The sequence below is a fragment of the Sulfurospirillum multivorans DSM 12446 genome (assembly GCF_000568815.1).
Classification (GTDB): domain Bacteria; phylum Campylobacterota; class Campylobacteria; order Campylobacterales; family Sulfurospirillaceae; genus Sulfurospirillum; species Sulfurospirillum multivorans.
In genome coordinates this window covers 1,766,592-1,791,277 of sequence record NZ_CP007201.1, presented here as the reverse complement: position 1 = coordinate 1,791,277, position 24,686 = coordinate 1,766,592, and the positions used below count along the sequence as shown (strand labels likewise).

38 protein-coding genes are annotated in these 24,686 nt (G+C 36.3%); 32 read left to right on the top strand and 6 right to left on the bottom strand.

Annotated elements, in window-relative coordinates; all coding sequences use genetic code 11:
* The first annotated feature begins 16 nt into the window (after positions 1 to 16).
* From SMUL_RS09325 to SMUL_RS09170, 31 genes are all read left to right on the top strand, one after another.
* Positions 17 to 760 (top strand): EAL domain-containing protein, encoded by a 744-nt coding sequence (locus tag SMUL_RS09325; protein WP_025345002.1) that lies wholly within the window; start codon positions 17 to 19, stop codon positions 758 to 760.
* A 28-nt stretch (positions 761 to 788) separates the two neighbouring features.
* Positions 789 to 1,328, top strand: a complete 540-nt coding sequence (locus SMUL_RS09320) for a hypothetical protein (RefSeq protein ID WP_025345001.1) — start codon at positions 789 to 791, stop codon at positions 1,326 to 1,328.
* A gap of 91 nt (positions 1,329 to 1,419) precedes the next feature.
* A complete protein-coding gene (locus tag SMUL_RS09315; RefSeq protein WP_148295292.1) occupies positions 1,420 to 2,337 on the top strand; it encodes a cytochrome b/b6 domain-containing protein in 918 nt (305 codons plus the stop codon).
* 178 nt (positions 2,338 to 2,515) lie between these two features.
* On the top strand, positions 2,516 to 3,262 hold the full coding sequence (locus SMUL_RS09310) for a hypothetical protein (RefSeq protein ID WP_148295291.1): 747 nt from the start codon (positions 2,516 to 2,518) through the stop codon (positions 3,260 to 3,262).
* Between the two features lie 16 nt (positions 3,263 to 3,278).
* Positions 3,279 to 3,944: a hypothetical protein gene (locus SMUL_RS09305; RefSeq protein ID WP_025344998.1), complete on the top strand. Its 666-nt coding sequence runs from the start codon at positions 3,279 to 3,281 to the stop codon at positions 3,942 to 3,944.
* Complete coding sequence (locus SMUL_RS09300; protein ID WP_084613114.1) at positions 3,944 to 4,534, top strand: energy transducer TonB; 591 nt, start codon at positions 3,944 to 3,946, stop codon at positions 4,532 to 4,534. The genes SMUL_RS09305 and SMUL_RS09300 overlap by 1 nt, the downstream gene beginning before the upstream one ends.
* A gap of 5 nt (positions 4,535 to 4,539) precedes the next feature.
* Positions 4,540 to 4,899, top strand: coding sequence for a hypothetical protein (locus SMUL_RS09295; protein WP_025344996.1), 360 nt, complete (start codon positions 4,540 to 4,542; stop codon positions 4,897 to 4,899).
* Between the two features lie 277 nt (positions 4,900 to 5,176).
* A complete protein-coding gene (locus SMUL_RS09285; protein ID WP_025344994.1) occupies positions 5,177 to 5,518 on the top strand; it encodes a hypothetical protein in 342 nt (113 codons plus the stop codon).
* A gap of 409 nt (positions 5,519 to 5,927) precedes the next feature.
* Positions 5,928 to 6,662, top strand: a complete 735-nt coding sequence (locus SMUL_RS09280) for a hypothetical protein (RefSeq protein WP_025344993.1) — start codon at positions 5,928 to 5,930, stop codon at positions 6,660 to 6,662.
* Entirely contained in the window at positions 6,659 to 7,648 is a 990-nt protein-coding gene (locus SMUL_RS09275) for an adenine nucleotide alpha hydrolase family protein (protein ID WP_025344992.1), read from the top strand. Before SMUL_RS09280 ends, SMUL_RS09275 begins: the two co-directional genes overlap by 4 nt.
* Before the next feature lie 12 nt (positions 7,649 to 7,660).
* On the top strand, positions 7,661 to 9,142 hold the full coding sequence (locus tag SMUL_RS16665) for a GIY-YIG nuclease family protein (protein WP_025344991.1): 1,482 nt from the start codon (positions 7,661 to 7,663) through the stop codon (positions 9,140 to 9,142).
* Positions 9,135 to 9,497 carry a hypothetical protein gene (locus tag SMUL_RS09265; protein ID WP_025344990.1) on the top strand — a complete coding sequence of 121 codons (363 nt, stop codon included), beginning with the start codon at positions 9,135 to 9,137 and terminating at the stop codon, positions 9,495 to 9,497. Before SMUL_RS16665 ends, SMUL_RS09265 begins: the two co-directional genes overlap by 8 nt.
* On the top strand, positions 9,490 to 10,797 hold the full coding sequence (locus SMUL_RS09260; RefSeq protein WP_025344989.1) for a hypothetical protein: 1,308 nt from the start codon (positions 9,490 to 9,492) through the stop codon (positions 10,795 to 10,797). The genes SMUL_RS09265 and SMUL_RS09260 overlap by 8 nt, the downstream gene beginning before the upstream one ends.
* The gene (locus SMUL_RS09255) at positions 10,781 to 10,984 is read left to right on the top strand and encodes a hypothetical protein (RefSeq protein ID WP_025344988.1); all 204 of its coding nucleotides are present in this window, start codon (positions 10,781 to 10,783) and stop codon (positions 10,982 to 10,984) included. Before SMUL_RS09260 ends, SMUL_RS09255 begins: the two co-directional genes overlap by 17 nt.
* Positions 10,974 to 12,047, top strand: coding sequence for a tyrosine-type recombinase/integrase (locus SMUL_RS09250; RefSeq protein WP_025344987.1), 1,074 nt, complete (start codon positions 10,974 to 10,976; stop codon positions 12,045 to 12,047). The genes SMUL_RS09255 and SMUL_RS09250 overlap by 11 nt, the downstream gene beginning before the upstream one ends.
* A gap of 96 nt (positions 12,048 to 12,143) precedes the next feature.
* Entirely contained in the window at positions 12,144 to 12,392 is a 249-nt protein-coding gene (locus tag SMUL_RS09245) for a hypothetical protein (RefSeq protein WP_025344986.1), read from the top strand.
* A gap of 27 nt (positions 12,393 to 12,419) precedes the next feature.
* Entirely contained in the window at positions 12,420 to 12,662 is a 243-nt protein-coding gene (locus SMUL_RS09240; protein ID WP_025344985.1) for a hypothetical protein, read from the top strand.
* A 30-nt stretch (positions 12,663 to 12,692) separates the two neighbouring features.
* Entirely contained in the window at positions 12,693 to 12,962 is a 270-nt protein-coding gene (locus SMUL_RS09235; protein ID WP_025344984.1) for a hypothetical protein, read from the top strand.
* 13 nt (positions 12,963 to 12,975) lie between these two features.
* The gene (locus SMUL_RS09230) at positions 12,976 to 13,239 is read left to right on the top strand and encodes a hypothetical protein (RefSeq protein WP_025344983.1); all 264 of its coding nucleotides are present in this window, start codon (positions 12,976 to 12,978) and stop codon (positions 13,237 to 13,239) included.
* Between the two features lie 29 nt (positions 13,240 to 13,268).
* Complete coding sequence (locus SMUL_RS09225) at positions 13,269 to 13,697, top strand: hypothetical protein (RefSeq protein WP_025344982.1); 429 nt, start codon at positions 13,269 to 13,271, stop codon at positions 13,695 to 13,697.
* Between the two features lie 31 nt (positions 13,698 to 13,728).
* Entirely contained in the window at positions 13,729 to 14,097 is a 369-nt protein-coding gene (locus SMUL_RS09220) for a hypothetical protein (protein WP_051492689.1), read from the top strand.
* Positions 14,098 to 14,116: 19 nt separating this feature from the next.
* Positions 14,117 to 14,248, top strand: coding sequence for a hypothetical protein (locus tag SMUL_RS17680; RefSeq protein WP_280938035.1), 132 nt, complete (start codon positions 14,117 to 14,119; stop codon positions 14,246 to 14,248).
* Positions 14,249 to 14,609: 361 nt separating this feature from the next.
* On the top strand, positions 14,610 to 14,915 hold the full coding sequence (locus tag SMUL_RS09210; RefSeq protein WP_025344979.1) for a hypothetical protein: 306 nt from the start codon (positions 14,610 to 14,612) through the stop codon (positions 14,913 to 14,915).
* Positions 14,916 to 14,941: 26 nt separating this feature from the next.
* Positions 14,942 to 15,361, top strand: coding sequence for a hypothetical protein (locus SMUL_RS09205; RefSeq protein ID WP_025344978.1), 420 nt, complete (start codon positions 14,942 to 14,944; stop codon positions 15,359 to 15,361).
* Positions 15,362 to 15,449: 88 nt separating this feature from the next.
* The gene (locus SMUL_RS09200) at positions 15,450 to 15,932 is read left to right on the top strand and encodes a hypothetical protein (protein ID WP_025344977.1); all 483 of its coding nucleotides are present in this window, start codon (positions 15,450 to 15,452) and stop codon (positions 15,930 to 15,932) included.
* 26 nt (positions 15,933 to 15,958) lie between these two features.
* The gene (locus SMUL_RS09195; RefSeq protein WP_025344976.1) at positions 15,959 to 16,219 is read left to right on the top strand and encodes a hypothetical protein; all 261 of its coding nucleotides are present in this window, start codon (positions 15,959 to 15,961) and stop codon (positions 16,217 to 16,219) included.
* 36 nt (positions 16,220 to 16,255) lie between these two features.
* A complete protein-coding gene (locus SMUL_RS09190; protein ID WP_025344975.1) occupies positions 16,256 to 16,519 on the top strand; it encodes a hypothetical protein in 264 nt (87 codons plus the stop codon).
* A 19-nt stretch (positions 16,520 to 16,538) separates the two neighbouring features.
* On the top strand, positions 16,539 to 16,805 hold the full coding sequence (locus SMUL_RS09185) for a hypothetical protein (protein WP_025344974.1): 267 nt from the start codon (positions 16,539 to 16,541) through the stop codon (positions 16,803 to 16,805).
* Between the two features lies 1 nt (position 16,806).
* A complete protein-coding gene (locus SMUL_RS09180) occupies positions 16,807 to 17,355 on the top strand; it encodes a hypothetical protein (RefSeq protein ID WP_025344973.1) in 549 nt (182 codons plus the stop codon).
* A 155-nt stretch (positions 17,356 to 17,510) separates the two neighbouring features.
* Positions 17,511 to 17,786: a hypothetical protein gene (locus tag SMUL_RS09175; protein WP_025344972.1), complete on the top strand. Its 276-nt coding sequence runs from the start codon at positions 17,511 to 17,513 to the stop codon at positions 17,784 to 17,786.
* Positions 17,787 to 18,047: a hypothetical protein gene (locus tag SMUL_RS09170; RefSeq protein ID WP_025344971.1), complete on the top strand. Its 261-nt coding sequence runs from the start codon at positions 17,787 to 17,789 to the stop codon at positions 18,045 to 18,047.
* Positions 18,048 to 18,050: 3 nt separating this feature from the next.
* On the opposite strand, the gene SMUL_RS09165 is transcribed toward SMUL_RS09170, so the two are convergent.
* The 6 genes from SMUL_RS09165 to SMUL_RS09135 form a co-directional block, all read right to left on the bottom strand.
* Positions 18,051 to 18,518: a hypothetical protein gene (locus tag SMUL_RS09165; RefSeq protein ID WP_025344970.1), complete on the bottom strand. Its 468-nt coding sequence runs from the start codon at positions 18,516 to 18,518 to the stop codon at positions 18,051 to 18,053.
* Positions 18,519 to 18,524: 6 nt separating this feature from the next.
* The gene (locus tag SMUL_RS09160) at positions 18,525 to 18,776 is read right to left on the bottom strand and encodes a hypothetical protein (protein WP_025344969.1); all 252 of its coding nucleotides are present in this window, start codon (positions 18,774 to 18,776) and stop codon (positions 18,525 to 18,527) included.
* Positions 18,777 to 18,790: 14 nt separating this feature from the next.
* Complete coding sequence (locus SMUL_RS09155; protein ID WP_025344968.1) at positions 18,791 to 19,075, bottom strand: hypothetical protein; 285 nt, start codon at positions 19,073 to 19,075, stop codon at positions 18,791 to 18,793.
* A 41-nt stretch (positions 19,076 to 19,116) separates the two neighbouring features.
* A complete protein-coding gene (locus SMUL_RS09150; protein ID WP_025344967.1) occupies positions 19,117 to 19,608 on the bottom strand; it encodes a hypothetical protein in 492 nt (163 codons plus the stop codon).
* A 153-nt stretch (positions 19,609 to 19,761) separates the two neighbouring features.
* Positions 19,762 to 21,489 (bottom strand): DNA cytosine methyltransferase, encoded by a 1,728-nt coding sequence (locus SMUL_RS09145; protein WP_025344966.1) that lies wholly within the window; start codon positions 21,487 to 21,489, stop codon positions 19,762 to 19,764.
* Positions 21,490 to 21,717: 228 nt separating this feature from the next.
* A complete protein-coding gene (locus SMUL_RS09135; protein WP_025344964.1) occupies positions 21,718 to 22,422 on the bottom strand; it encodes a hypothetical protein in 705 nt (234 codons plus the stop codon).
* Between the two features lie 1,020 nt (positions 22,423 to 23,442).
* Between SMUL_RS09135 and SMUL_RS09130 the strand changes: the two genes are divergently transcribed.
* A complete protein-coding gene (locus SMUL_RS09130) occupies positions 23,443 to 24,624 on the top strand; it encodes a recombinase RecT (RefSeq protein WP_025344963.1) in 1,182 nt (393 codons plus the stop codon).
* Positions 24,625 to 24,686: the final 62 nt, after the last annotated feature.

Genomic DNA, 24,686 nt, shown 5'->3' with positions numbered 1-24,686 from the left:
TGAGTAAGGGAAGGATATGAAAGAAATTGTTTCGCGAATAATTAATGACCATTTGCTTCAATATGCACATCCAATTGTTGACGCAAAATCGCTTTCAGTTGAATTCTACGAGATCCTTTCTCGCGTTGGCTATGGTGGCAATATTGAAGGACCTAAAGAGTTTATGAGTGAAATTACGCCTCATCAACGTTATACGATGGCAAAATGTATTTTGGAAAAAATCAAAAGTTACCAAAAAGAACATCTATCTTTGTCATTTTCAGTGAACATTTCTTCACTGGAGTTTGAGCAAGGAATATTGCAATTTTTAAATGAACTAGGGATTGATAAACAAATTGATCCTAGCCGTTGCATCATTGAAGTATCAGAATCTATGAATACTTCAAATCTTGTTATTGAGCAAATGGTTGATCTTAAAAAGAAATATGGTTTTCGATTTGCGTTGGATGATTTTGGTGCTGGATTTTCTAATTTTGAACAAATATTCCGATCAAATGGGTTGTACGAGTTCATAAAAATTGATGGTTCTATGGTCACAGGGATACAACACGACGAAGCCAAAAAGAGCACTCTAGGTGCTTTTATTCAAGCAATTCGATTTAACAATAAAAAATCGATCGTTGAGTTTGTTGAGGATGAAGAAATTCTCAAAATAGTTTTAGAGTTAGGTGCCGACTTCTTACAAGGGTATGTTTTTGGAAAGCCGGCTCCTATTGAAGATTTTCTAGGTGAGACAAAAAGCTTTATTGCCTCGACATAGACTGTTTCTTAATAGTAGGGAGAAATGAATGAAACTTTTTTTAATGTCCTTGTTTTTAGTATCAGTGCTCTCAGGAATATCTGGTTATATCGCGTTATATACTCCAAAGTTTTCTCGCCCAAGCAATGTGTACTCCTACCCACAAGAGTACCTAAAGCTTTTTGTACAAATTGAAGATGCGACAAAGAACAACCGTTCTCGTGAGGCGATTGATTTATGCAATGAGGCAATTACCACAGCGCCTGATCAAAAAGTTGTCGCGAAGTCATACTTTTTGAGGTCTAAAGCCTATAAGCAAATGAATGATATTGACAATGCAAAAAAGGACTTATTGTATGCCAAAGAGATCGATTTTGAGACCTTCTCAACCAAGGCCGCATACTCTTTTTCAAAGAGCCTAAGAGAGCTTGTGCTGTATGAAAGTGAACTTTTTTCCAATAGGAAAAAAGACTATAGGGAAGATATTAAACCATCACTTTTTTACGTGATTGGGCTCATTGGTTTTTCTGCTCTGATCGTATTTTTGAGAGCATTACCTCCACGTATAAAGCAAAGAACAAGGATTTAGTATGAGAACAAACTTCAAAGAGATAATGTCCGTGGTTAAAACAAACTGGCTACATTGGACATTAAAGTTGAATCACTGGGCGTTGTTGTTAATGGCAATCTTTCTTGGGGTTACTGGGTGGCTTGGATGCACGTCTTTTTCGGTACCACACCTCATGCATGACACAGCAGAATTTATTTTCAATGAAGCAGAGATTGTAGCCGGCAACGGTGCAAAGTTCATCTTATCACGCGTGATTCGGGGTGAACTCTATCAGTATCATTTCCTCGTTGGAATCGTTATGTATGCCGCGATGGTTATAGGTGTTGTTTTGGCATTTACAAAAAATGGGATCAAGAAAAATCCGATCACTATTCTTTTCCTAATCTCAATGACACTTCTTTTGGTCTCCGGATGGTTTAGATACTACCGCGGAACCATTCCTTTTATGGAAGTTGGCTATTATCGCGGATTGTATCGAAATATCCATCACTATAGTGCCTGGGCGCTTTTGTGGACCAGCGTTATTCATATCATTCACATGATTTACCTAAACGCTACAAAGTACCGCAATATTATTTCGCGAATGTTTGAATCAGGTGGTTTTACTCTGAAGATGATCACTGGGTTGTCTTTGCTTACACTATCAGCGGGCATGCCCTTGTATGCTGACTCACAGATCCAATATGAGAGCCTTCGTACCTTTGAAAAGATGAGCGCACCCAAAGAGGGTGATATGGACGATCTATTTTTAAAAGGTGTTATTCCCTCATCACGGGAAAGTGCTGAGGTCTTAGCGGACTTTTACTGGGCAAAGAAGTGTACAAACTCTCTCGATGGTGTTGTAATGTGGAACGAAAAGGATAAGTTTTGCAGAAGCCGTAAGTTTGCGATCTTGCTCGATCTAAAAGAGCGCGAAAACGATAAAGATGCTCTTTATGCCTACAAAGCCATCGTTCTATCTGAACGTATCAACAATTGCGGTAAGACAAGTGATGCAGCGCTCTTCTATGATAATCTCAAAAAGTGAGAAGATGACTATGTTTGATGAGCAATTCCATGACGTACAAAGAGTTCTCGAAATCAAAAAAAGAAAGGCTAGGCGTACTTTTTTAAAAACACTCGGTCTTCTGCCACTGATTACGACGTTTGCAAACGCGTTGGACTCCTTAACGAGTCCTCCTGGTACCCAAAAGGCACACATACACATGATTGGCGATTTAGATGATGATCTCATTATCCTGAAAGCTAATAAGGATTCATGGAATATCGAAGCGTGCCATCAGATGCACAACCCTGTGAAGTTTTACTTGCAAGGAAGGTGCTTTGAGAATGAACTTTGTCCAGGATACATTGAGTACAGTAAAACACATTCTCTTAAAAAAGATGAAGTCACCGTGATTTGTTTGGCAAATGAGCGAGAGGAAAGGGAACCAGATAAAAAATTGCTCGATCGCACGCATTATAAAAGCGTTCCTTTGTACGTGAACGGTGTTGAAGTAATCCCCTCAATGATACCAGAGCTCAATGACATTGATTATACGACGTGGTACGATCCAACAAAACCAGAAGGTGCCTATAATTATTACCGCTTATGGGAAAATGCCGTAGTTAATATTGCAGTTGTTGTGCCTGAAGAGGGCGCCTATAGTATTGAGCTTATCAATGAGAATGATGAGGTGAGTGCCAAGGCAAGTATTACCGTAAAATCCAAGCACTCCGCCCATATAAATTTTAGTGAAACTTTGACTGGAAAAGTAACGGATCATCCACTCGCTGAGATGGATGGGGGTGTCTTTTTACATGATGATTTTAAAATGCCAAATGATGCTCTCGTAAGAGAACTGGCCGCACATCACATCGCAATAAGAAAAGAGGGTGCTGAGCCCATTATCGCACCATTACCGTATCCATTCCCATATATCAATAGAGTTTTCATAACAGCAGCTTGCTAACAATAAAGGATAGACGATGAATGAAATTTTAAAAGCCATGATCTTTGCAGTATTTCTAAGTGCAACTTCTATGTATGCAAGTAGCGCCGCAAGCATAAAAATAACCATTGCTGATGATCTTACCAAACAAAAAGACGATCAGAATTTTAAAGAAGCGATCAAATTCTATACGGGCGAAAAGGGCTTTAGGATTGTTGAAAAAGAGTTTCCAACATGTCCGTATGACGCATGTAAGCTTAGCAATGATCGCGTTGAGCAGATCGACCAAGAGGACGGCTCTCGTAAATACAAAATCAAAATCCATGATTGGAAGTCTGCAAAAGCATATTTTGATAAAAGCATACAAGAGACGAATAGCTCGCTTTCGGCAGAGTACAGTCTTTTTATTCTGCTTGAGCGCATGAATTACAAAGACAAATACTATGATGAGTATTTGATGCGAGATATTAAAGAAGCACTCGATATTAAAACACAAGCCGAATACAACAATGAAATTGCTAAGTACTTACCAATGATCACAGAGAATAATAGCTGCAGAATCCTTTACAAATCTGCGGAGATATACGAAAAAGGTTATTGCAATATTTCAGCAAATAAGGATAAAGCAAAAGAGCTTTACGGGTATGCAAAAAAGACATGTGACCCTAAAAACCTTTACGGTGTGTTGCTGAAAAACAAATAATGAGAGCGAGAGATTGTTTTATGGATGATTCGAGGAGTAAGCGATACGATATTATAGGCTTTTCCCTCTCAATATTCTTACATGTAACAGTCGCTTTGATTCTTTTTTTGGATTTTTCTTTTATTCAAAAACCAAAGAGGCATCAAGAATCGATTCAGATAGAACTTATTGAAATCGATCGGATCATAACGGCACCAATACAAGAAGAGAAGAGGGCATTGCCTAATGAGTCTAAAAATTTGGATACTACTGGTATCGTCAGTGAACCTAAAAAAATCTCAGAAAAAGATTTTGAGGCGAATACAAAGCATCCCATTGAAAAAATTGATTTTGAGCTCATTAAACGGAAGATTTTAGCTAATCTAATTTTCCCTCCTATTGCACAGCAAAACGCTTGGTTTGGTACCGTACAACTGGCTATTACGATCAATGAGATGGGACAGCTTGTTTCTTCAAAAATCAATCAAACATCAGGGAAAAAGATCTTTGATGATGTCGTTCTAATGGCTGTGGAGAAATTGAAATTTGATGTACTGCCGAAACCAAGCGTTACAAGTACTCTTTTATTCGATATTGAATTTACAAGGTAAAAGATATGGTTCATATAGGATACTGCTCAAAAATAAATTGTCAAAAACTTTCAAGTGTCACAAGACAAGAAAGGTTGAATTTTAGTCAAATAACGACTCTTTTTTCTCTCTGCCAGTCCTGCAATCAAGTGGCGAATGCTTTACATGTAAAAAATACATTTTCACACGTTGAAAACGAATTTGCGAGGCAGTTTGTATTAGAATTTGAAAAGATGTCACTTTTCAAAAGCCATTTGGTCGATTTTCAAAATAGTGTTCGGATAGAAAATGATCTTACATGTAATGAGATCAGAGAGTTTGAAGAGCAAGTGAAGCGTGGTGTCTTAAGCGGTAAGATCACTATTTTGAGTAGGGATTTATTATGACATTACCGGTATTTAATGAATCACATAGGTACTTCTTTCATTTTATAATTTCAAAAGAAGATGAGGTGGCATTTAAAGCGTATGTTGAGGTTTTTCCAATCAATTACTGGAGGCGCGCTATCAATATTTATCAAGATAAGAGCACGTCACTCTATAAAATTACAGATGGGTTGAATTGTCATGAAATTTTTAAACATGAATTTTTAAAAGAATAAGATACATAACAGTAAAGCAGCAGTATATTTATATTCTAAAAATAAAACTAGGATATTAAATAATGGAAACTTTTAGTGACGAAAGACTTATCGGAGGCTTTTACGTTCTTCAATACCTATTGCAACATTCACTTTATAGTGATAAAACAACTGAATTTGGTCAATATCATTTACAGCAGTATCAAAATTTGATTAATCAGCTTCAAGCGCGAAATTTTAAAATCCAAAAAAATGAAACAAATACTTCTACTTCTGATTTTTTTGATTTCAGTAAAATAAAAATATTTCAAATTGTGATTAATAAAAATGGAGAAACTATTTGCCCGACAAATCAAGTTGATGAAATAGCAATTAAAATGATACGATTTTTAGAGGCTTATTCGACAGACAGTTTTTTAAATTAGGAGTATTGTAAAATGCCAACAATATCATTGAAAAAGCACACCTCTTAATAAAGAGGTGTGATAAAAAATAGAATAACTAATACGATAATTATTACTTGGGTGATTATTTTTTTTATCATCTTTTCTCCTTGCGTATTTTTTCAAGATCTATTCATATTTGAAGCACAGAATTAATTATAGAAACTTTCAAAAATTTTGATTCCAAAATACTTTTTTGCGTATTTTCAAAGAAATATTTCCATGGTAAAACCTCTACAACATGATTAACACTTGAGAGCTGTTTTTTTTAATTTTTAGCAGTAAACACGGGTTTGTAAATTAAGTGAATATCGCTAAATAAAAGATATTCACTTGACAATAAGACTAAATTATCCTATAATTTGAGCAGAAAAAGTTATAGGAGTAGGGCATGAAATTATTAAAAGATCAACTTCAAATTGTGGGCAAAGAATGTTCTGAATTGCTTGAGCAACAAACTAAATTTGAAAACAATCGCTTACAATTATTTCATGTAACCCAACACTATACCAATCCGCGTTTAATTAATGCTAATAACGTGTACGATGCATTTTATGAAGATGGCATCGTACACGTTATCCTCAATAATGATAAAACAGAAAAATTCTACTTTGACGAAGACCAAAATGTTATTGATGCCTTTTTTAAAAAAGGACAACGAGAAGATCTTGTATTCTGGTTTGGTGGTAGGTTTTTCAATGTTGCTAAAAAAACAAACTATGAAGAGCATAAGCTTAACCGTAAAACATTAGAAGAGATCGCAGAAAAAATTAGAGAAAAACGATTTGAAATACACGCCCTTCAAGATAAAATAGAACGTATTGAATTTTGGGAGCAATACAACCTTCCTTTTAAATTTATTGCTGACATCAAAATAGCTCTTAGTGGGTTATCCGAATCTTCATCTGGTAATGGATGTAAAAGCAATACGGTTAGGCATGTTGTTTTGCAAGAAGACTATGTTAGTGGATCTCTCAAGCGCAAGACAAATCAATACCTTTGTTCACAACAAAAAGGACTTTATATTCCTCTTTACACAGATATTAAAATCGAGGATATCCAACATGTCATTACATGCAAAGAGTGTTTGGTGCGAATCGAGAAGTATAAGAAGAATAACCAATGACAATCCCTTCTTCTAATATCTTCGCACAAGCTGGCGTTGAGATACAAAATACATTCAGTGATCTTACTGTACTAAGTATGGGCTTGGGTCAAGACAGCACAACCATTCTCTTTAAAATTGTTTATGATGCGGAATTTCGTGCTCGTTATGCGCCTGAAAAGCTCTTAGTGCTCTTTAGTGACACTGGCAATGAGCACCCTTTTACCTATCAATATCGTGATGAAGTAATCATTCCTTTTTGTGAGGAGCATGGAATTGAATTTACAACAATTTCAAGTGACATGGGCTATCACGCTCCAAGTTGGAAAAGTCTTGTGTATCAATGGGAAATACCGCCTCGTGCTAATATTGGAAGCGTAGCATTTCATAAGAGTTGCACACACCAATTAAAACTTAACCCTCAATACAACTACGTTGAAAAATGGCTTATGGAAAATTACGATATTCCAAAGATGGCACGCAAGAGAGCCTATGCTTACTTTGCCAAATACTTTGGAAAAATCCGTTGGCTCGTAGGAATCGCAAAAGGTGAAGAGAAGAGGGTGCAAGATGCTGAAAAAGAGACGATTGCGTGGAAAAAACAATCTGTTATCGTTGAATATCCTTTATTGGGTGTTGGTATGGATCGCTCTGCGTGTCAAGCTTATATCAAATCACTTGGATTTCAACTCCCAATGCCTAGTAACTGTATGTTTTGCCCGTATGGTTCCAATCACTTAGAGCTTTTATGGCTCTATCACTCCTATCCTGATCGTTTTAATGAGTGGGTACAGCTTGAACAAAACAAGCTCAATGCGTGGAGTGATATGCCCGTTAAAAACCTAGGTGTATGTGGGAAGCTTCACAAAGATGGTGAACGTAGAGGCGAAGCCGTTACGCTTCTTGATGTACTTGAAGAGGCAAAGGCAAAATATCCAAACATGCAACTTGAAGATCTGCAAGAATACAAATGGTCACACGGTCATTGTGTGGCAAGTAAATATTAGAGGAATACCATAATGATTTACGATCTTAAAAGCGTGCAGTTTGACACCGAAGAACAGCTCAATAATTTACTCACCTCAAAAGAGATAACTCTCACTCAAGAGATCAAGAGTATCCCAAACCAAATTTTGAATTTGCGGTTGGCGATACAAGACAAATGCTCTCACTTGCGAGACAATAACCCATTTAATGAAGTAGTAGGCTATCAAATTCGATATGAATTTGAAACAGGTATTACAGGCACATGGCGATTCCAACATCGCTATGGTATAGCTCTTAAAAAGAACATTGTAAGCAACTATGGTACAAATGAAATTTTGTACATCAAAGAGCCTTTTATCGTAGATGAAAAGGATGTGGTGCATTACAGGTTCAATTCAAACCAACAAGACATCAAACACACCAATCAACGATTTATGAAGCAAGATCAAGCAAGGTACTTCGTTCAGATAAAAGATGTTGTCATAGAGAAGTTAGAAAACTTCTATTTAGACAACGTGAATTTTATAGTGGACGAAAACAAAGACAGTTCGTATGCACTATCGTTTAAAAGTGAAGAGGAAATAAGAGAAGAGCCTCAAAAAATCAAGCAAACATTGTACAGTCATAAATACATTGTCAAGTACACATGCAGACTTATTGACAATCCTTTCTTAGCGACCATAGTGCCCTCTCAAAAAACAAGATTCTTTTATAGATTGAAAATTCCTGAATACTCATCATCTGATGGTAAGCAATGGTCATGGGCAGATTTTGAAATAGGGTATATCGAAGCCAATTCAAAAAAAGAGGCAAGAGATCTACTTGAAAAAGAGTTTAACGCTAAAATGACTATGACCAGTGGCAAAGTAGAGGATATTGGCATTAAAAACGATTACCTCTTAAAGCTCTATCCACCTGATGAATACTGGGACGAACATTGGAACAGCAAACGCTCATGTGAGATATGCGGAGCAGAGTACACTTTGGTTGAAAAAAACAATCGACACGAAAGAGGTGCTTCGAGTTGTTGCTCTACGGAGTGTACCGATATTGCACGAGACAGAAACAATCAGTTAAGAGAAGAGGAAAGAATTTACAAGACGATGATTGAGAACAATGGCATTCACAATCCATGTATCTATAAAATCACCAATAAACACACACAAATGGTCTATATTGGACAAACGACACAATATGCGACCTTTAGATGGTATCAACACTTCGCTTCGCCTAGAAGCGGTTCTATGTTCCATGAGGCGATCTGTAAAAGTGAAATTTCTGATTGGCTTTTTGAGGTAATTGAGATCATCACACATAAAGAGCTAACAGCAAACGGTATCAGCTATCAAGATAAACGCACCTATATCAATCAAAGAGAGCAATACTGGATTAATCATTATGATTCAATCAAACACGGATACAATACGGCAGTAGCCAATAAAGACGAACACAGCAAAAAACAGTATGGTGGCGATTTGTTTGATTCAAGTAGAGAGGAAACATGCAATGAGTAATGTCTTACCTTTAACGCTCAAGCGTGAATATTTTAATCAGATCCTTAACGGCACAAAGAAAGAAGAGTACCGAGAAGTGAAACCTTATTGGGTTAAGAGATTGTGCGGTATTGGGAGTACAGTTTTTGAGGACTTTCACGATGTAGTTGAGTTTATCCCATTCCCTTATTACTTCATTGAGTTTAAAAATGGCTATGGTCGTGACGTTCCTACTATGATGGTTAAATGCAAAAGCATTGAATTAAAGCGAGGCATTGAAACGCCACTAGGCAAAGGCGATTTTTTCGTTTTTGAATTGGAAACTATCGAGTGGACTAGGAATTTAAAAACAGCGAATGAGAAATTACATGAATAAACGTATGTATCCCGACGGTTGGGAAGATGATGAAGCAAAATTTAAGCTTCCTTGGATGCTCGAAAATCTTTTAAATGATGGATATGTGGTGTGGTTTGTAAATGGACGTTCTGCAAGAGATGGCTATGCTAAAACTGGTCAGCAATTTTGGTTGTTAGATGGTGAACTCACTACACATAATGTTGACCCATACCACCGTAAAGAAGTAAAGACGGGATGGCACGCATGGAGAAAGCTTAAAAGCGAATTGGACAACTACGCCAGTGGGCATTTTGAGTTTAAAATTATAGGAACACAGGGGTGGCACACTCATTACAATGGAGATTTTAGAGGCAGAACACTAAAAGATGAAGTGGCAAGTGCTCTAAAATACACTGATATGCCAATTCTACCACCCCATTTTTCTACGTATGAATTGATTGAAGAGATGCACCCGAAAACAATTATCACATTTCATAAAAGAAAACAGCCGAATACAAACGCTTTTCGTGCATCTGATGCAAAAAGTGTTGTATTCCAATGGTTAAATAAACGATACCCTGACGCAATCATTGTACCTGAGTTCGGCATTGGTGGGGTATGGGGTAAAAATTCCATAGTTGATTTAGCCGTTTTTGATAAGAAAAAAATGATTTTTGTTGAGATAAAAGCCGAAACAGATTCATTTGTTCGTGTACAAAGACAACTTGAAAGCAGTTCATTATTCGCTGATGAAGTTTGGCTCGCACTTTTTGAAAGCAAACATATACCCGAAAATATCCCTTTACATGTAGGAATTATTACGTTCGACAGCAAAGGCAAAATCAATATTATAAAGAAGTCAAAACCACTAAAACAAGATAAAACTGTCATTGGGCATATTTGGACTACGGAGTTTCAAGAACAGTTCTCTGCTTATAAAGGAGCAAGCTCTTGGATAAAGAGTTTAAGAGGTGGGGTTGAAGCGTTGTCCGAAGTAGCTTCTAATCTTCTTGGCAAAAACTCCCGTCAATTTACGATCAATATTTGGCGACGTCGGCATTATAAAGAATTTATTTGGCGTAGAGATATGTTACTGCAAGGCGCTAGTAATGTGATGAGTATTGCAAGAGGCAATAAGGCAAATGAATCGGATTCGTATTTCAGTAGTAAATATGTACATGGGTTAAATGAGCCTTGGTTAAAAGACCTCGCAATTAAAGAGTTCATTCCACCCGTACTAAAGCGCAAAAAAGAACTGTCCGTTAAGGCTAAAATGCTTAAGATGTTTGAAGAACACAAAGTTAAAAAAGAGCTACAAAATCATGAAAAACAAGCGTAAAGTTACCCATACATGTACAATGATATGGCAAGGCAAAGAATATGAATTACGAGTGAATGAAACAGCAAATTATTATACTTTTCGGAAAGATAAGTATAATAAGAAAGATGGATGGAGCGTAGTGCTTGGATGCACTGCACGACTTGACTTAAGTACACTAAAAAAGATTGAGAAGCATGAAAAATAATCCCTTAAAACCATTCAAAACCTACCAAGAAAACCTATTACATTGGGTAAAAGCATACTTGGCTCACAAAGTGATGGAGCTATTTAAAATCTCTAAAGAGAACACCGTTGATGATATTATCCTGTACCGTGATCTCCTGCTCAATGCAAACGATCTTTCAAAAGTGCAATCTACATGTAAAGAGCTTAGACAGCATGGGTTGCAATCTATTTCGTTGATCTTAAATAGTGTTTCTAAATTTTATCCTTTTGCACTCGAAAACGCTTCCGAAATAACGGAATTTAACGATGATGTGATTTACAGTTTTGCAAATAGTTTAGAGCTTGCAGATAGCTCTAAAAAGAGTTATCTCGATTGTGTGTTGGAGCTGTTGACGTATATTGAAAATACCAATACAGACGGCTTTAAATTCAGCATTGAATATGAGGGAGCGAGACTCAAAAAGCCAAAACCGAAAGAACACGATGCGATGGACGATGAAGAGTTCGCACGCTTCTCTAAAATGCTTCCGCAGTATGCGAAATTCAAGAATGAATTTGATAAGTGCAGAACCGTTCTTATTTGTCGGATTATGCTCTATTCGGGGATCACACCTAAAGAGCTTGTGAGCTTGAAATTAGGTAAGAGCCTGATCGTGGATAAGAAGAGCATTTGCATATCAAAAAGCATTGGTCGTACTATTGATATTGAGCTACCTCGCAACAAACTTATCAAGTACCTCAATAGGTATCTTGAACTTAAAGAAGAGAACGAAAACGGCTACCTTTTCTATGCGCCTACGAATAAAGATGAAATGCTGAATACCACACAGGTGAATGAGCTTGTTAAAACCATGCTAAAGTATGCCAAAATCGAACGCAGGGAGATGAACGCGACCTTACTAAGGGTAAGCCTTGCCCTGTACCTTTATAACCATAGAAAGGACGGTAAGCATTTTCACTTATCAGCTATTCAAGCAATTATGGGGCATAAGAACCGTGCAGATACAGAAAAGATGATTGGTTTCCATGCTAAGAAGTATGCAGTTATCAGCGATGTATTTTTAGATGAGGATTTCGGCTAAATAATATATGAATATCGTCAAATAAAAGATAATCACTTGACTTTTATGGAGTGATTGGGCTATAATTATGCTAAGAGAACAATAAGGACGGACGGCATGGTAGCGCACGGAGTTGATATTAAGAAAGACTTAACAAATGCACAAAAAAATAAACTTTTTCTTGATGCTATCGACGGTGAAACAAAAGCCAAGGTTTTGGCGAATATTGCTAACCATTATGGAATTAGTAACGAGAAAGCATACGAAGAAGTTACGGATAATGAAGCAGAGCATTTATTGGATTATGTGACAGGACGTGAACGTACCGCAACTCATGTATTAATGCAACGTCACATGTGTGTTTAACCAAATTACTGAACGAGGGAGAAAGAGATGGCAGAAAATGAAAATCCATTTATCACCTATTTGGATACAAAAAGAGTAATAAAAATTTGTACAATTTTTGCGTGCGCTTGTGCTGTTATAATGATTGGATTTTTGACCTCTCCATCTGAAAATAAAGGTTTTACAGCGATTTTGGCAATACTTGGGTTGCTTATCGTGTGTATCGGTATGGTTGCGTATGTATGGGCTGATTTTGTAGAGTGGAAGAAAGACAAAAAAGACGTGGCTTAACACGTCGTTACTGATTGAAAGGGTTTAAATATGCTATCAACACTAATTATGTTTATGCTAGGACTCACATGGGGTTCTTCCATTGCAAATTTGTTTAATGAAAAAATTAAAAATGCCTTGAATGCCCTCGGCTTAGTTGTTGGATCAACGGTTGTGATCCTCTTTGTTGCTAAATTGAAAGAAGTATTAATTTCTTTTGAGGCATCTGATGGGTACGTTTTCTTTGTGTCGCTCTTAGTCTCCTTTGTTTTTGTTATCAAAAATCAAAAAAGATCTGACGATAAAAGACCAAATTACTGAACAAGGACTAGAGATGAAAAAGATTTTTAACATATATGCAGGGATCGCCGTTTTTATTTTAGTGTTGATGGGTATACACTTTGAAATACCAATTATTAATGAGACAATCCCTGAAGCAATGTGGTTTACAGGTAATTGTTTTTTTTACTTTCTTGGAATTGCTAACAAATTTGAATTAAGCGGATTGCATCCTGTAAATGTAATTTTCGGAGTTCTAATTTTTATTTATATTGTTATTTGCTTTTGTGTTTGGGCTGAACGAAATCAAATCAAATGATTAACAGCATTACTGTGAGGAGCTGAAACATGGATGGATTAACCAAAAAAACTTTACAACTAATCTCACCAAAGCACGGTGACAAATTTAGTCCGAATTTGCATAAATGGCTCAAAGAGAACTTTAGGGAACGAGAGTTTGAGACAAAAGTGTTTATCAATAATGACGGTGCTAGATTTATCGGCTTTTTCGATGATGATGGTTGGTTTTATGGATCAAACCTTATGGGAGTTTTATGCAACGGAAAGAAAGAATGTACAGGGGCATATCAGCCTAGTAGTGTGAAAGACTATCAAGAGATTCAAGGTTTTTGGGATAACTACGCCAAAGATGGTAGATGTGCAATAGATCCTGAGCACGAAGAGCATTTTAGAGGCAATACGCGCTGGATTGAACACGGTAATGTTAAAACTTGCACATGGTGCGGGTTTGTAAAAGAAAGCAAAAATATCGCGTAGCAATATATATTTACTGAAAAAGGAGCGAGAGATGCAAGATGAGATTAAAACCAAAACTGTTGATGGGGCGATTGGAACAATCCACAAGGAATCTGAAAAAATGGATAGCGAAATTATTTTATACCGATGCATTAATGAAGTGAAGGAGTATGCAAAGGGGAGATTTTCCGATGTTAAACGTGGCGCAGAGACACCGAGATTGGCTGCCTTAATGTTAGAAAAATATGTGGTTGGATTTGTAAATGCACTGCGTTGTATTGAAAGAGACCAAAATCTAAATATTTCTCATGAAATTCAAAAATTAGGTGATAAATTATGTTTAGAAATTGATCCTGATTTAAAAGAAAATACAAAATTACGTTGGGATGCGAGACCGGCTGATTTGAATTTAAACCCGTGAATACTGAAAAGGCTTAAAGATGGATATGATAAGTAGTATGTTAATTTATTTTGGCTTATTAATCGTTGCGGGAGTTTTATATTATGCAGTCACACCTCAGTTAAAAAGAATAGCTGATTTGATGGAAAAAAACAAAGAAAACGAAGCGTAGCAATACAGCGCTACTATTTGAGGAGCAGAAGAGGGCAACAAAAGAGCAATTAGAGAATGAGAATAAAGAGCTAAAGGGTGAACTTAGCGAATATCGATACATGTGGCTTTATCCTATTGGAATGGTGCTAGGATTTTTAATCATGGATAATGGGTTGTATGATTTCATTGAAAAGAGTAGAGCTAGGTGGGATAGAGTAAATCTTTACGACAACTTCATCTTTCAAAAGTATTGCGAAAATTTTTCTTGGCAACGAGATGAAAAGGGAAACTTTATTGTTTACATTGATCTCAATACACAAGCGAGCACTCACTTTTGTGACAAAGTGCCACAGCCAAATAACTGAACGAGGAGCGATAAAATGGGATTTGTATTTTTTATCGGAGGTGTAATTTGTATGGTAGGCATCACGCAACTAGCATTGAGTTTTATTCAAAGATATGAAGCTTTGCAAACACTTAAAGCAAAAGTAGCTCTATTTGGGATTTTTAATATTGGAGTGAGTTATCTTTTGCCTATATTGACTTCTGATATGTTTTTATCAACAGAACAACAAGAGTTGTATATCAAAATATCAAAAGTCCTTTTAGTGATTGGTATGCTATTCCTAATAGGGAGCATTATAGCTTTAGTAGTGTCTTTGGTTACAAAAAAACAAGCTGTTTAACACAGCGTTACTATGAGGAGTTGAAAATGATAGACTATAAATTCTTTGAATGTAGCGCAAAACGTCTCGACAATGGCGAATTAGTTTTCGGTGCTTATGTACCTGAATACACACTTGATAATCCAAACGAGGGCGGTTGTATCGTCGATAGAGAATATGGCATACAATATCTAGTTGATCCTAAAACGGTAGAGCTAAAAAATAAACCTAAAACAGATTTTTCTAACACAAATAGCGTCTCCACGCTTTTATGTAAAGATAAACAGTACATTAGTAAAGAGGGCGAGATTGTGAAACCTTTGTTCGTCGGTGAGATGAATCTGATTTCTGAAGATAAAGCTATTTACAGTTTTACTGAGTGCGTTGTATTTGAACATTTGTGGGGAAGTCACCATATTCTTTCTAGTGCGGATTTTTTTGCAAAATATGAGCCACGCTCGTATTAAACGAAGCTGTTTAATGCAGCGTTACTGATTGACTTCAACAAGCTCTGCACTGGCAGGGCTGATTGAAATTCAATTTTTGGAGAAGATTATGAAAAAAGTATTTATGTTTATCACTTTGGGTGTTTGTTTAATGGCCAGTGATCAGGTTCCAAAACAGCTTGAGGTTACACAACGCAACATTGATGCTATCAATCACACAATCTTCGTTTTTTCTCAAACGACAAGTCTTGGTTGCCCTAGCGATGTATCTGAACCAATGTATTATAGATCTGAGTGTGTTCAGAACAACGATCAAGCGAAACAAGATCAGCTTATAGTAAAAATTAAACAAGCGATTGAATATTTCAAAAAAAATTCAATTGATGTCTTAACAACAAAAACGACAAATGAAGCGAGTTCATCTATTTTCAAAGATGCAGATATCAGCACAAATCAAGAAGCGACACTCGAAGCATCGGTACGCTTTTTAAAAGACAGTGGGCTTAAAGATTATAAAGCTGTTTTTATTGCTCCAAAAGTCATTAATGGCAAATATGTTGGCGGACAAATCATGTATGGAAAAATTGATTAATATACGTGTTACTGAAAAGGCTTAGCATGCTAAACAAAGATAAATTACAAGAACCAAAAATTTACCTTTTACGAATCAAATGGCCAGATAACGTTCCAGTTGAAGGTGCATACACAGAACTAAGTGCTGCTATGCAAGCACTAGAAGAATTAAATGAGGCAGTATTTAGTTCTGGCATACAAGAGATTGCACTTAATAAGAGAATTGAAGATGATAGCAAAGGGTATATTTTTAGAAAACAAAATGGCATTATTCTTCCCTTTGATAAAAATGAGTTATTTTATTAAACGCAACACCAAATAACTGATTGAAAGGGAAAAGCAATGGATATTAAAGATGAAAAAGCTTATCACGAGAAGCTTAATGAGCTTTTGGAGATAGTTCTTGCCGAAAAACCACAAGATGACATTTACAAATATATCTTAGCGAGAGAAGAGCTGAAGCAAATAGATGAAGATGAAGAAATAAAACAAGCCTGTGCATTTCAATTACATCTTCATATTTCGATGCGGAAAGATGTCGAAATTCTCGATGGTTTTAATGAGCATAATATTAGAATTGTAAGATTTAAAAAGCATGTGAGTTGAACAATTGAGGAGCAAAGAGATGAAAATTCGTACAATGTTAATCATAACCTACGGTGTTGCAGCATTATTGTTCTACTTAGCATTTGATTGGACAGCTACAAGTTTGCATAATTTGGAATTAATAAATCCTGATCTAACTGTAAATTTAGCAAAAAGATCACTATATGCACTATTTGGAATTTTAAGTTTTATTGCTTTTATGTATTTTTACATAAAATTTTTGTGGATATTTTTTAAGTCAGTAATGAAAAACTACTATAGAAAAAAGAGAACCAAGGGGGCTTAATATGAAAAAATCTATTTTATTCATCGTAACCATTTTTAGTGTTCTGGAGCTAAATGCTTCAGAAGTAAGTAGAGCTTCAATTGATCCAATGCAAGAATTGAAAGATCTTGTGGCGGCAGAAGAAAGACATATTAATGGAGAAGCAACATTTACAGATAAGGTTATATTGATAACTCATCTTGGGCCATCCATGAAGCGCCTGCAAGAAGAAATTGTTTATAAAACATCAATTAAAATTGAAGATCCAAGTTATCTACCAATTGCAAATGGAGCTCTTATAATGCTTGATTCAGCTTCAACAGCGCTAGATATTTATTCAATCAAAACTTGTTCAAATGATTTGTCAAATTTTACCAATGAAGATATGAAAGCCATTACCGCATCAAATGAATTTGCAAGCGCATTTGCCTTAAAACAAAAAACTTTAACATCCAATGACCATATGCCTACAGCAAAACGGGCAGATTATGTTAGATTTATTCATGCATTAAGGGCAGCAAACTGTAAAGATAGTGACGCAGCGCTTCAAAAGTATTTAGAAACGAAATAAATAAACATTTTATTGTTAACAATAGGGTATCAACCCTTGATTACTTTGTAGTTATCTAGGAATGTTGCGATTATTTGCACAAAGTAATATTTAGCTCTTTTTTTAAATTATTTTTTATACTACAATATCATTTCAATCAACCATAAGGAGCATTTATGAAAAAAATCGTTTTAGCATCTCTTTTGTTAGTAGGCTCACTATTCGCAAATGAAGGAATTTCTTTTCAAAAAAACAATCTATTTATCGTTAGCAATAACAATGTTACATCCAACGTTTTTAGAATCGACGATATCTCCTGTTTAACAACAAATAATACTGGTGAACATTACGTTGTTCTAAAACAATCTAGCCAAATGATTCGTATTATGTCGGATCAAACATTTGTTTTTATTGCTCAAAAAGTTCTTGAGAATACTAAAGAAGCTAAATAAATGAAGAAAATTATCATATTAGTTGCATTAAGTATGTCTCTTTTTGCGCTTACGCAAGAAGAGGAATTTTATGCTAAAACACATGGTGGAGCATGTGGCTCTGCTATTGTAGGAACACAAAAATCAATTTTTGGTGGAGATAAAGCAAAAGTTAAAAATGCTTGTACTCAGTGTGTTAAAGAAGAAAATAAAAATTTTGTGAAAACGAGTGAGCTAGAAAATAAAATGATATCTGAATGCGTAGATTCGTATTTTAAATAATTTCTACTGATTCGACAATATCAAATACTTCAAAGTTTTTGGAGATAGCTTCTTGACTATCTCCTCAAATCCTCGCATGTTTTCAAGTAAATAACTCGAAGAAAATGTAAAGTTATCAGCATCAAGGTTTTTTACATGTAACCTAAATTCATTCATGAAAAGATCATCAACTCCGATCGTACAAAGATCTTTCTTAATGCGGCTTTTTTGTGTTCTACATGAGTCGGAACATGTATTGGAACGTCCGCTTTTTGTTGGGTAGCTTACCCCACACACATGACAGATATGATTTGATTGTGGTACTAGAGACATTGTAAATGCTCCAAACTTAGAAATAATTTGGCTATTGCTGAGTGAACTAATGAGTATAGGCTCAGAAAGAATAGGGTAGTTTTTTTGATCCAATGTGTACGCAATTAGTTGTTCATCATGGGTATCAAGAGCATAGCCAATCTCAGTTAAAATCAGCATTCAAACTCATTCATTGTCATCATCATCTTTTTCTTCTTTTCTTGGGATAAGAGTCTTAAAAAGCAAATTAACAAAGCATATTAGAAAAAATGCTCCAATTGCAAAACAAATGATCCCTGGTATCGCAAATGATATTTTTTCAAGAATCGAGGCATATTCAAGCGCTTCAATTTTTAAGTAAAAGATAAATGAGATGATAAAAGTGACCAGAGAACCTACGCCATAGGTTAGCAAAGCAGGCTTATTAGCATTCATCATTATATCACTCCTTGTTAAGGTAAAAACATTGAAACGTCCCACGTCTGAGCAAAGAGTTGGTCAGAGCAGCGAGCTTGCGCTCTACCATCATCGTAGGAATGAATAACAAGAACTAAAGATTTGTTCTCAGCCTTGCAAGAAGCGGATAGTGCATCAAGGTTTTTAAAGAATTTAGATGCGTCTTTTACAGGACGTATTGAGCCGAAGTTTGCAAATGCTGCTTTATCAACCACGTAAACGATTGCAAAAGCACCGATAGCCGTTAGAGCGACAATAAATAGCCATTTTAGTTGTTTCATTATTTCCTCCATTAATCAAGTCAAATTATAGCATTTCTTCTTTAGTGTTCTGAGGAGCTTGGCTCTTCCTCTTTTTTGATCGCACATGTACTATCGAAACGAGTAATCATTGCACTAAATGCTTTTAGTATCGTTAGAATTATTGTCACTAAGACAGCTATAAATACAGTTCCTTCAATAGCAAATGGGACGAGAAAGACCGTGGCAATCATTAAATTGATAAAGACTAGATCGCCAAAACTTAGCCCTTTCAGGATAGAGCATTTCCCAGAGATAAGCGTTTTGACAATACCTAATACCGATACGGTAAAAACAAAAAGTGGAATGTAGCTCCAAAATCGCTCAAAGAAATAATGAGAAGCGTCACTCAGCCATAAGGTATAACCTAACATTGCATGAATATCATCTTTTCTTTCTTGTAGCTTATTTGATAATGTCCACATAATAAGAGCATAAAAAACAGTTAATCCATAAATCCCTGACACATTCTCAAAACTAAGTTCTGAGATGAACTTTTTGAATCTTGTAAACATAATATTTCTCCCTTTTAAATATAGTTTTTTACTGTTAAAAATTCTCAGCCATCTCTAAAAACGGCTGATGCCAAGAAGCATTACAAAACGTTTTGACTTATCGGCAAGTGATGACATAACATCCAAGCAATCGCCTTTGATGAGCTGTGTCATTTAGGCGACCTCTCTATTTTCAACAATCACATAGTAATTCGCAGATACGACGGCTTGCGCATGAATTGGAGATACACTGTTACCGCACATTTTTACCTGTTGCTCTTTTGAGAGTACTTTTTTATTGAGTGCGTGATCAATGATATATGACTTTTTAAAACCTTGCGCGCAATAAAGCTCACGAGCAGAGAGCATACGAAGTTTAATATCAACCATTTGGTACTTCATCCCATTGATGGTGACAATACCCATACGCATTTCTTCATCGTTGATGTCAGTGTACTCAGCTAGAAAATCACGCACCGCTTCAATTTTCTTCATGGTTGCTTTATCCCATGAGGCATTCGAGGCTTTATCAAACACAACATCTACTTTTGAGAAACGGTCTTTTGTTGTAATTGTTCGAGTAGGTCTGCAAAGATGCTGTCCGATTTCATTAGGAGTACCGTAATATACACTCAAGAAACTCGCTTCAATAAGTGCGTGTCGATTTTCAGTTGTGATTGTTGTTACGGGCGCTAAAGAACTCCAATTTGAGCCTTTAGAGCTTTTATTATCAATGGCAATTAGCAAAGGAGATACAATGGAATGTCTCATGCCTCCACTTGTGATGGTTGTAATCGGAGCAGTAAAAAATGTACCTCTTCCATCCGCAATTTTTTGACCATCTTTTTGCCTCTCTCCAAAATAGTTGGAGATAAACGGTGCGAATGTCACAGTAGCTAAAGCATTATGATCAACCGTTGTGATAGCTGGTAATGGGCTTTTTATACTACTCCCCATAACCTGCTTAGGATTGTTTTTATTGTTGTAGTATTTCACGATCCATGAAGCATCGATGTATCCATCTTGATTTACCATGCTTGGAGTGACTAGGAACGGTGATGGATTGAACATAACAAACTTTTCAAGCCCTTTGCCAATACGTCTTAATGATGTTTCTTGCAATGGGCGCTTGATTCTAAGCTTTTGCTCTTTGATATCCTCTTTTGACATGAAGATAGAATAGCTAGAGTTGTTGAAATTGATAATTTCTGCCGCACATCGATAAGGTTTTAACGTGCCATTTTTAACCGTTTGACTTTCAGGATCACCGTGTGTTGCTTGCGGCCATACGATAGGCAAACCATCGCAACGTGCAACCATAAAAAGACGTTTGCGAATAGTAGGCGCTCCATACTCATGTGCTTGCATAGTACGCCAGTCAACATCATATCCAAGGGTTTTAAGAGAGTTTACAAATGAAGTAAATGTTTGTCCGGCTTTTTCTTTTACAGGGTAACCTTCTTTGTCAACTGGTCCCCAACTCTCAAACTCTTCAACATTTTCCAAAAAGATGAGCCTAGGGTTCCTAAGCTTCGCCCATTTAACAACAACCCATGCAAGAGAACGCAACTGTTTACATACTGGCTTTGATCCCCTTGCTTTAGAAAAATGTGTGCATGATGGAGATGCCCATAACAATCCCACCGGATACTCAGGGAAAATACTCTTAGGATCAACCTCAAAAACATCGGCAGTGAAGTGTAGAGTGTCTAGGTGATTGACTTGATGCATCGCAATCGCATCAGGGTCATGGTTGACAGCAACATCAGGATCTCGACCAAAGACACTTTTAATGCCTTCACTCGCACCACCACCTCCTGCAAACAAGTCAACGATCAGCCCAAATTCTGGGTCAAAGTTGTTTAACATTTCCGTCATAGTTGCTTGGGTCGGTTTAGACATGTGAATTCCTTAGTATGTTGTAATAGCTTTTATTTTTCGCTTGTCCATTGAAGCCTTTTTCTAAATTTTCCATTTGTGAGGAGGTAATGGAGCCTTTCTCTTGCCAAAAGGAATAAACGCTCATGCAAAAAGAGCTCGCTGTTGTAAACTCTTTTTTTGCCTTACATGTAAGGATGTCGTAAAAGGCTGTTTCTATAGGTGTTTTGTTCTTAGGCATAAGTGACCCTCCTAAAACGCATTTTCGCGTGATAAAATGATCTGAGCAACACACTCACCATTCATACACTTAGTGCTTTCGATCTCACCTTTTTTACGTTTAATACGGATGAAATCTAATGATGAATCAGCTTGCATCTCAGCAAGGCTCGCTATGTGGTTTCTATTCCAATCAATCAGCAGATGAAGCGCAAGTTCACATTCCTCTTTCGTGCCTTTTGCACACTCAACATATGCAACATGTTCTTCAATCTTAAATAGATCCATCAAAATACTTGGAGTGATTGATTTATCTTCAAAATATCTTGCCCACGAGCTTTTTGTATAGGCTCCAAGCGCATCACACCTATTTAAAAATTCTTCTGTGCTCATGTCCCGTCCACCGGTGAGATAGATTTGCAAGAATAGCGCTGAATCTGACCACGTTACAGCGCGTACTCGATATAAGTCTTGGAGGAGATCTTTCTCGACAAAAGGTTTTCGATTGAGCCACAGGCGTAAGTATTTATCACTTTGAATAAGCGTGCCTGATTTTATGAGCGCTTGCATTTGAGAGAGAAGATCTAATCTCTCTATAAAAGGAATATCAGAATAATCTGGCAAAGATAATGAAGTTTCAACTTTTTTCACACTAGATGGTATAACCATCGTAGAAGATTGTGGAAGAAAATCGAAAATGTCAGTTTGAGTATGTGCGTTTATTGTGATATCTAACATTTGTGGCTCCATAATTTTAATGTCAAATTATGTCACAATACGCCTAGCGTGTCAATACTTTTTTGAATGTATTATCAAAAAAATTAACATTGACAAATGTCTAATATTTATAATATAATTTTTAATCATTTTTTGATAGTCAATAACTTTTATTGATTCACCCCGCTACTTTTTGTAGTGAGGCAAGGTGTCTTTATAGATTCCTTTGGAAGTAAGTTCCAAAAAAGAGGGTTAGCCCATATTCCTAGCCTACGAGCTATAAGGGTTCAATACTTTTAGTATTGATTCAAAAACAAAATGCCTTTAATTAGGTATCTCCTAAAATATTACTCCACTCACAACTTACAAAAATATTCGATTGATTTTAATTTTTACAGCAAAGTGCTACGTCATTTTGAGATAGATTTTAAAAGATATCTAATTGTGAACAAAATCCCCAAAGAGGGCATATTATTATGCTCCTGCGGAGATAAATGTGCTTTCTTTTGGGCTTTTGCCTAAGAATGTAGCTGGAAACTACATATCATAAAACAAAAATCTCAGAAAAATCATAGTTAAACCCAAATGATTATTCCAAAATCATGCTATGTGCAAATGAGGTACTTTTGTTTGAAAGGAAGTGTGGAAAATGAGCAGTAAGAAGATAAAAGTTGAGTTTAACGCTTTTGGGATCAGAGTCGTAATCATCATTAAATTAGCCTAGCCCGCTCTTTAATGATTCCTCATCCTCTTCGAGGATGGGGTTTACTTTGATCCCAAAATCTAATGCTATTTTAGCATGAGACTCATAGAATTTCAAGAGGGATTCGTATTCATACGAAAAAAAGGCTTCCCTCTTTCAACTTATTAATTTTAATGGCTGCACTAAGCCGATATGAGAGCAATCTCAGTTGTATCGGCTTACCAGCCATACCTCTGTCTGTTTTCTCCTGTCGGTTTAATGGAGCCATTAAAAATCCAAAAAATCACGTTTTATTCAATATCGACATATTGGTTGAATGGAACGAAAAAGGAGAAAATATGTCAAAAAATCAATTAGATGATGGAACACAAGCTCAAGTTGCGGTTGTAAGATCGCCATTTAGTGCAGCAGCGCTCACGATAGAACAAATGAGCATCCTCAAAACTCAAATTGCACCAGGAATCACTGATGGAGATTTGATGTATTGTTTGGAAATTGCGAAGCAAGCACAATTAAATCCGATCATTAAAGAGATCTATTTTGTTCCAAGAAAGCAGAATATTGCTGAATATGGACAACCAGATCAATGGGTGACTAAACACGATCCTATGATTGGGCGAAGAGGTGCGCGCACTATCGCAAGAAGAAAAGGGATGACTGTTCCTCCTACTACTGGATACACTATTAAACTTTTCCCTTACCTTGATCCTGAGGGTGAATGGCAAGAGAAAAGAGATCTGGTTGGTTGGGCTGAGCTTGAAATCGAAGGCAAAAAAGTTCGTAAAGAGGCGGCATACAGCGTTTACAAACAAACCACTAAAAAAGGTGAAGTTACACAATTTTGGAAAGGTATGCCTACTGTAATGGTTGAGAAGGTAGCAGAATTTCAGCTACTTGATGCCGTTTATGGTCTTGATGGGCTTATGTCAGTTGATGCTGGATTCCTTGATGGCGAAAATGCTTCTTTACCTATTCAGTCATTGAAAAAAGATAAAGCGAAAGTCATTGACGCGCTTAGCTCGCTTGGGATTGAGTATACGATTAATGGTGACACTATTACAGTCCAGAAGGCCTATGCGCATTCCGCAGTATTAAAATCCACTGGTTTTAACCATCATGATGGTGTGTGGAAGATCACTGTTACAGAAAGCGATATGCTTGATGCTGAAATTTTGCCAAAGCCTATTGAAGAAACGCCTATTGCTCCTAAACCAACTAAGCCAGAAAAAACATCTAAAAAGACAAGCCCAAAATCGGATTTGATGAAACTGTTACTTGGTAATGGTATCACGACTGAAGAGGCTGGAAGATTTGTCGAAAAAACATTCGGTGATTTAAGCGATTTGAAAAAAGTCGAAGATATCATCAGTCCTGATAATAGGGAAACTTTGATGAACCAAATCAAAGCGTTTCTAAATCCTACATTACCTCCAAAAGAGGAAAAACCTACACAAACTGCTTTATTTGAAGGCATTCCACCACTTGATGAGGACGATGAAAAAAATCCTTTTGGTGAATAATGTCTGATAATTAAACCCGTCAAAGGGATATATTCTTCCCTTTGATAGGGAAAAGTATGTCC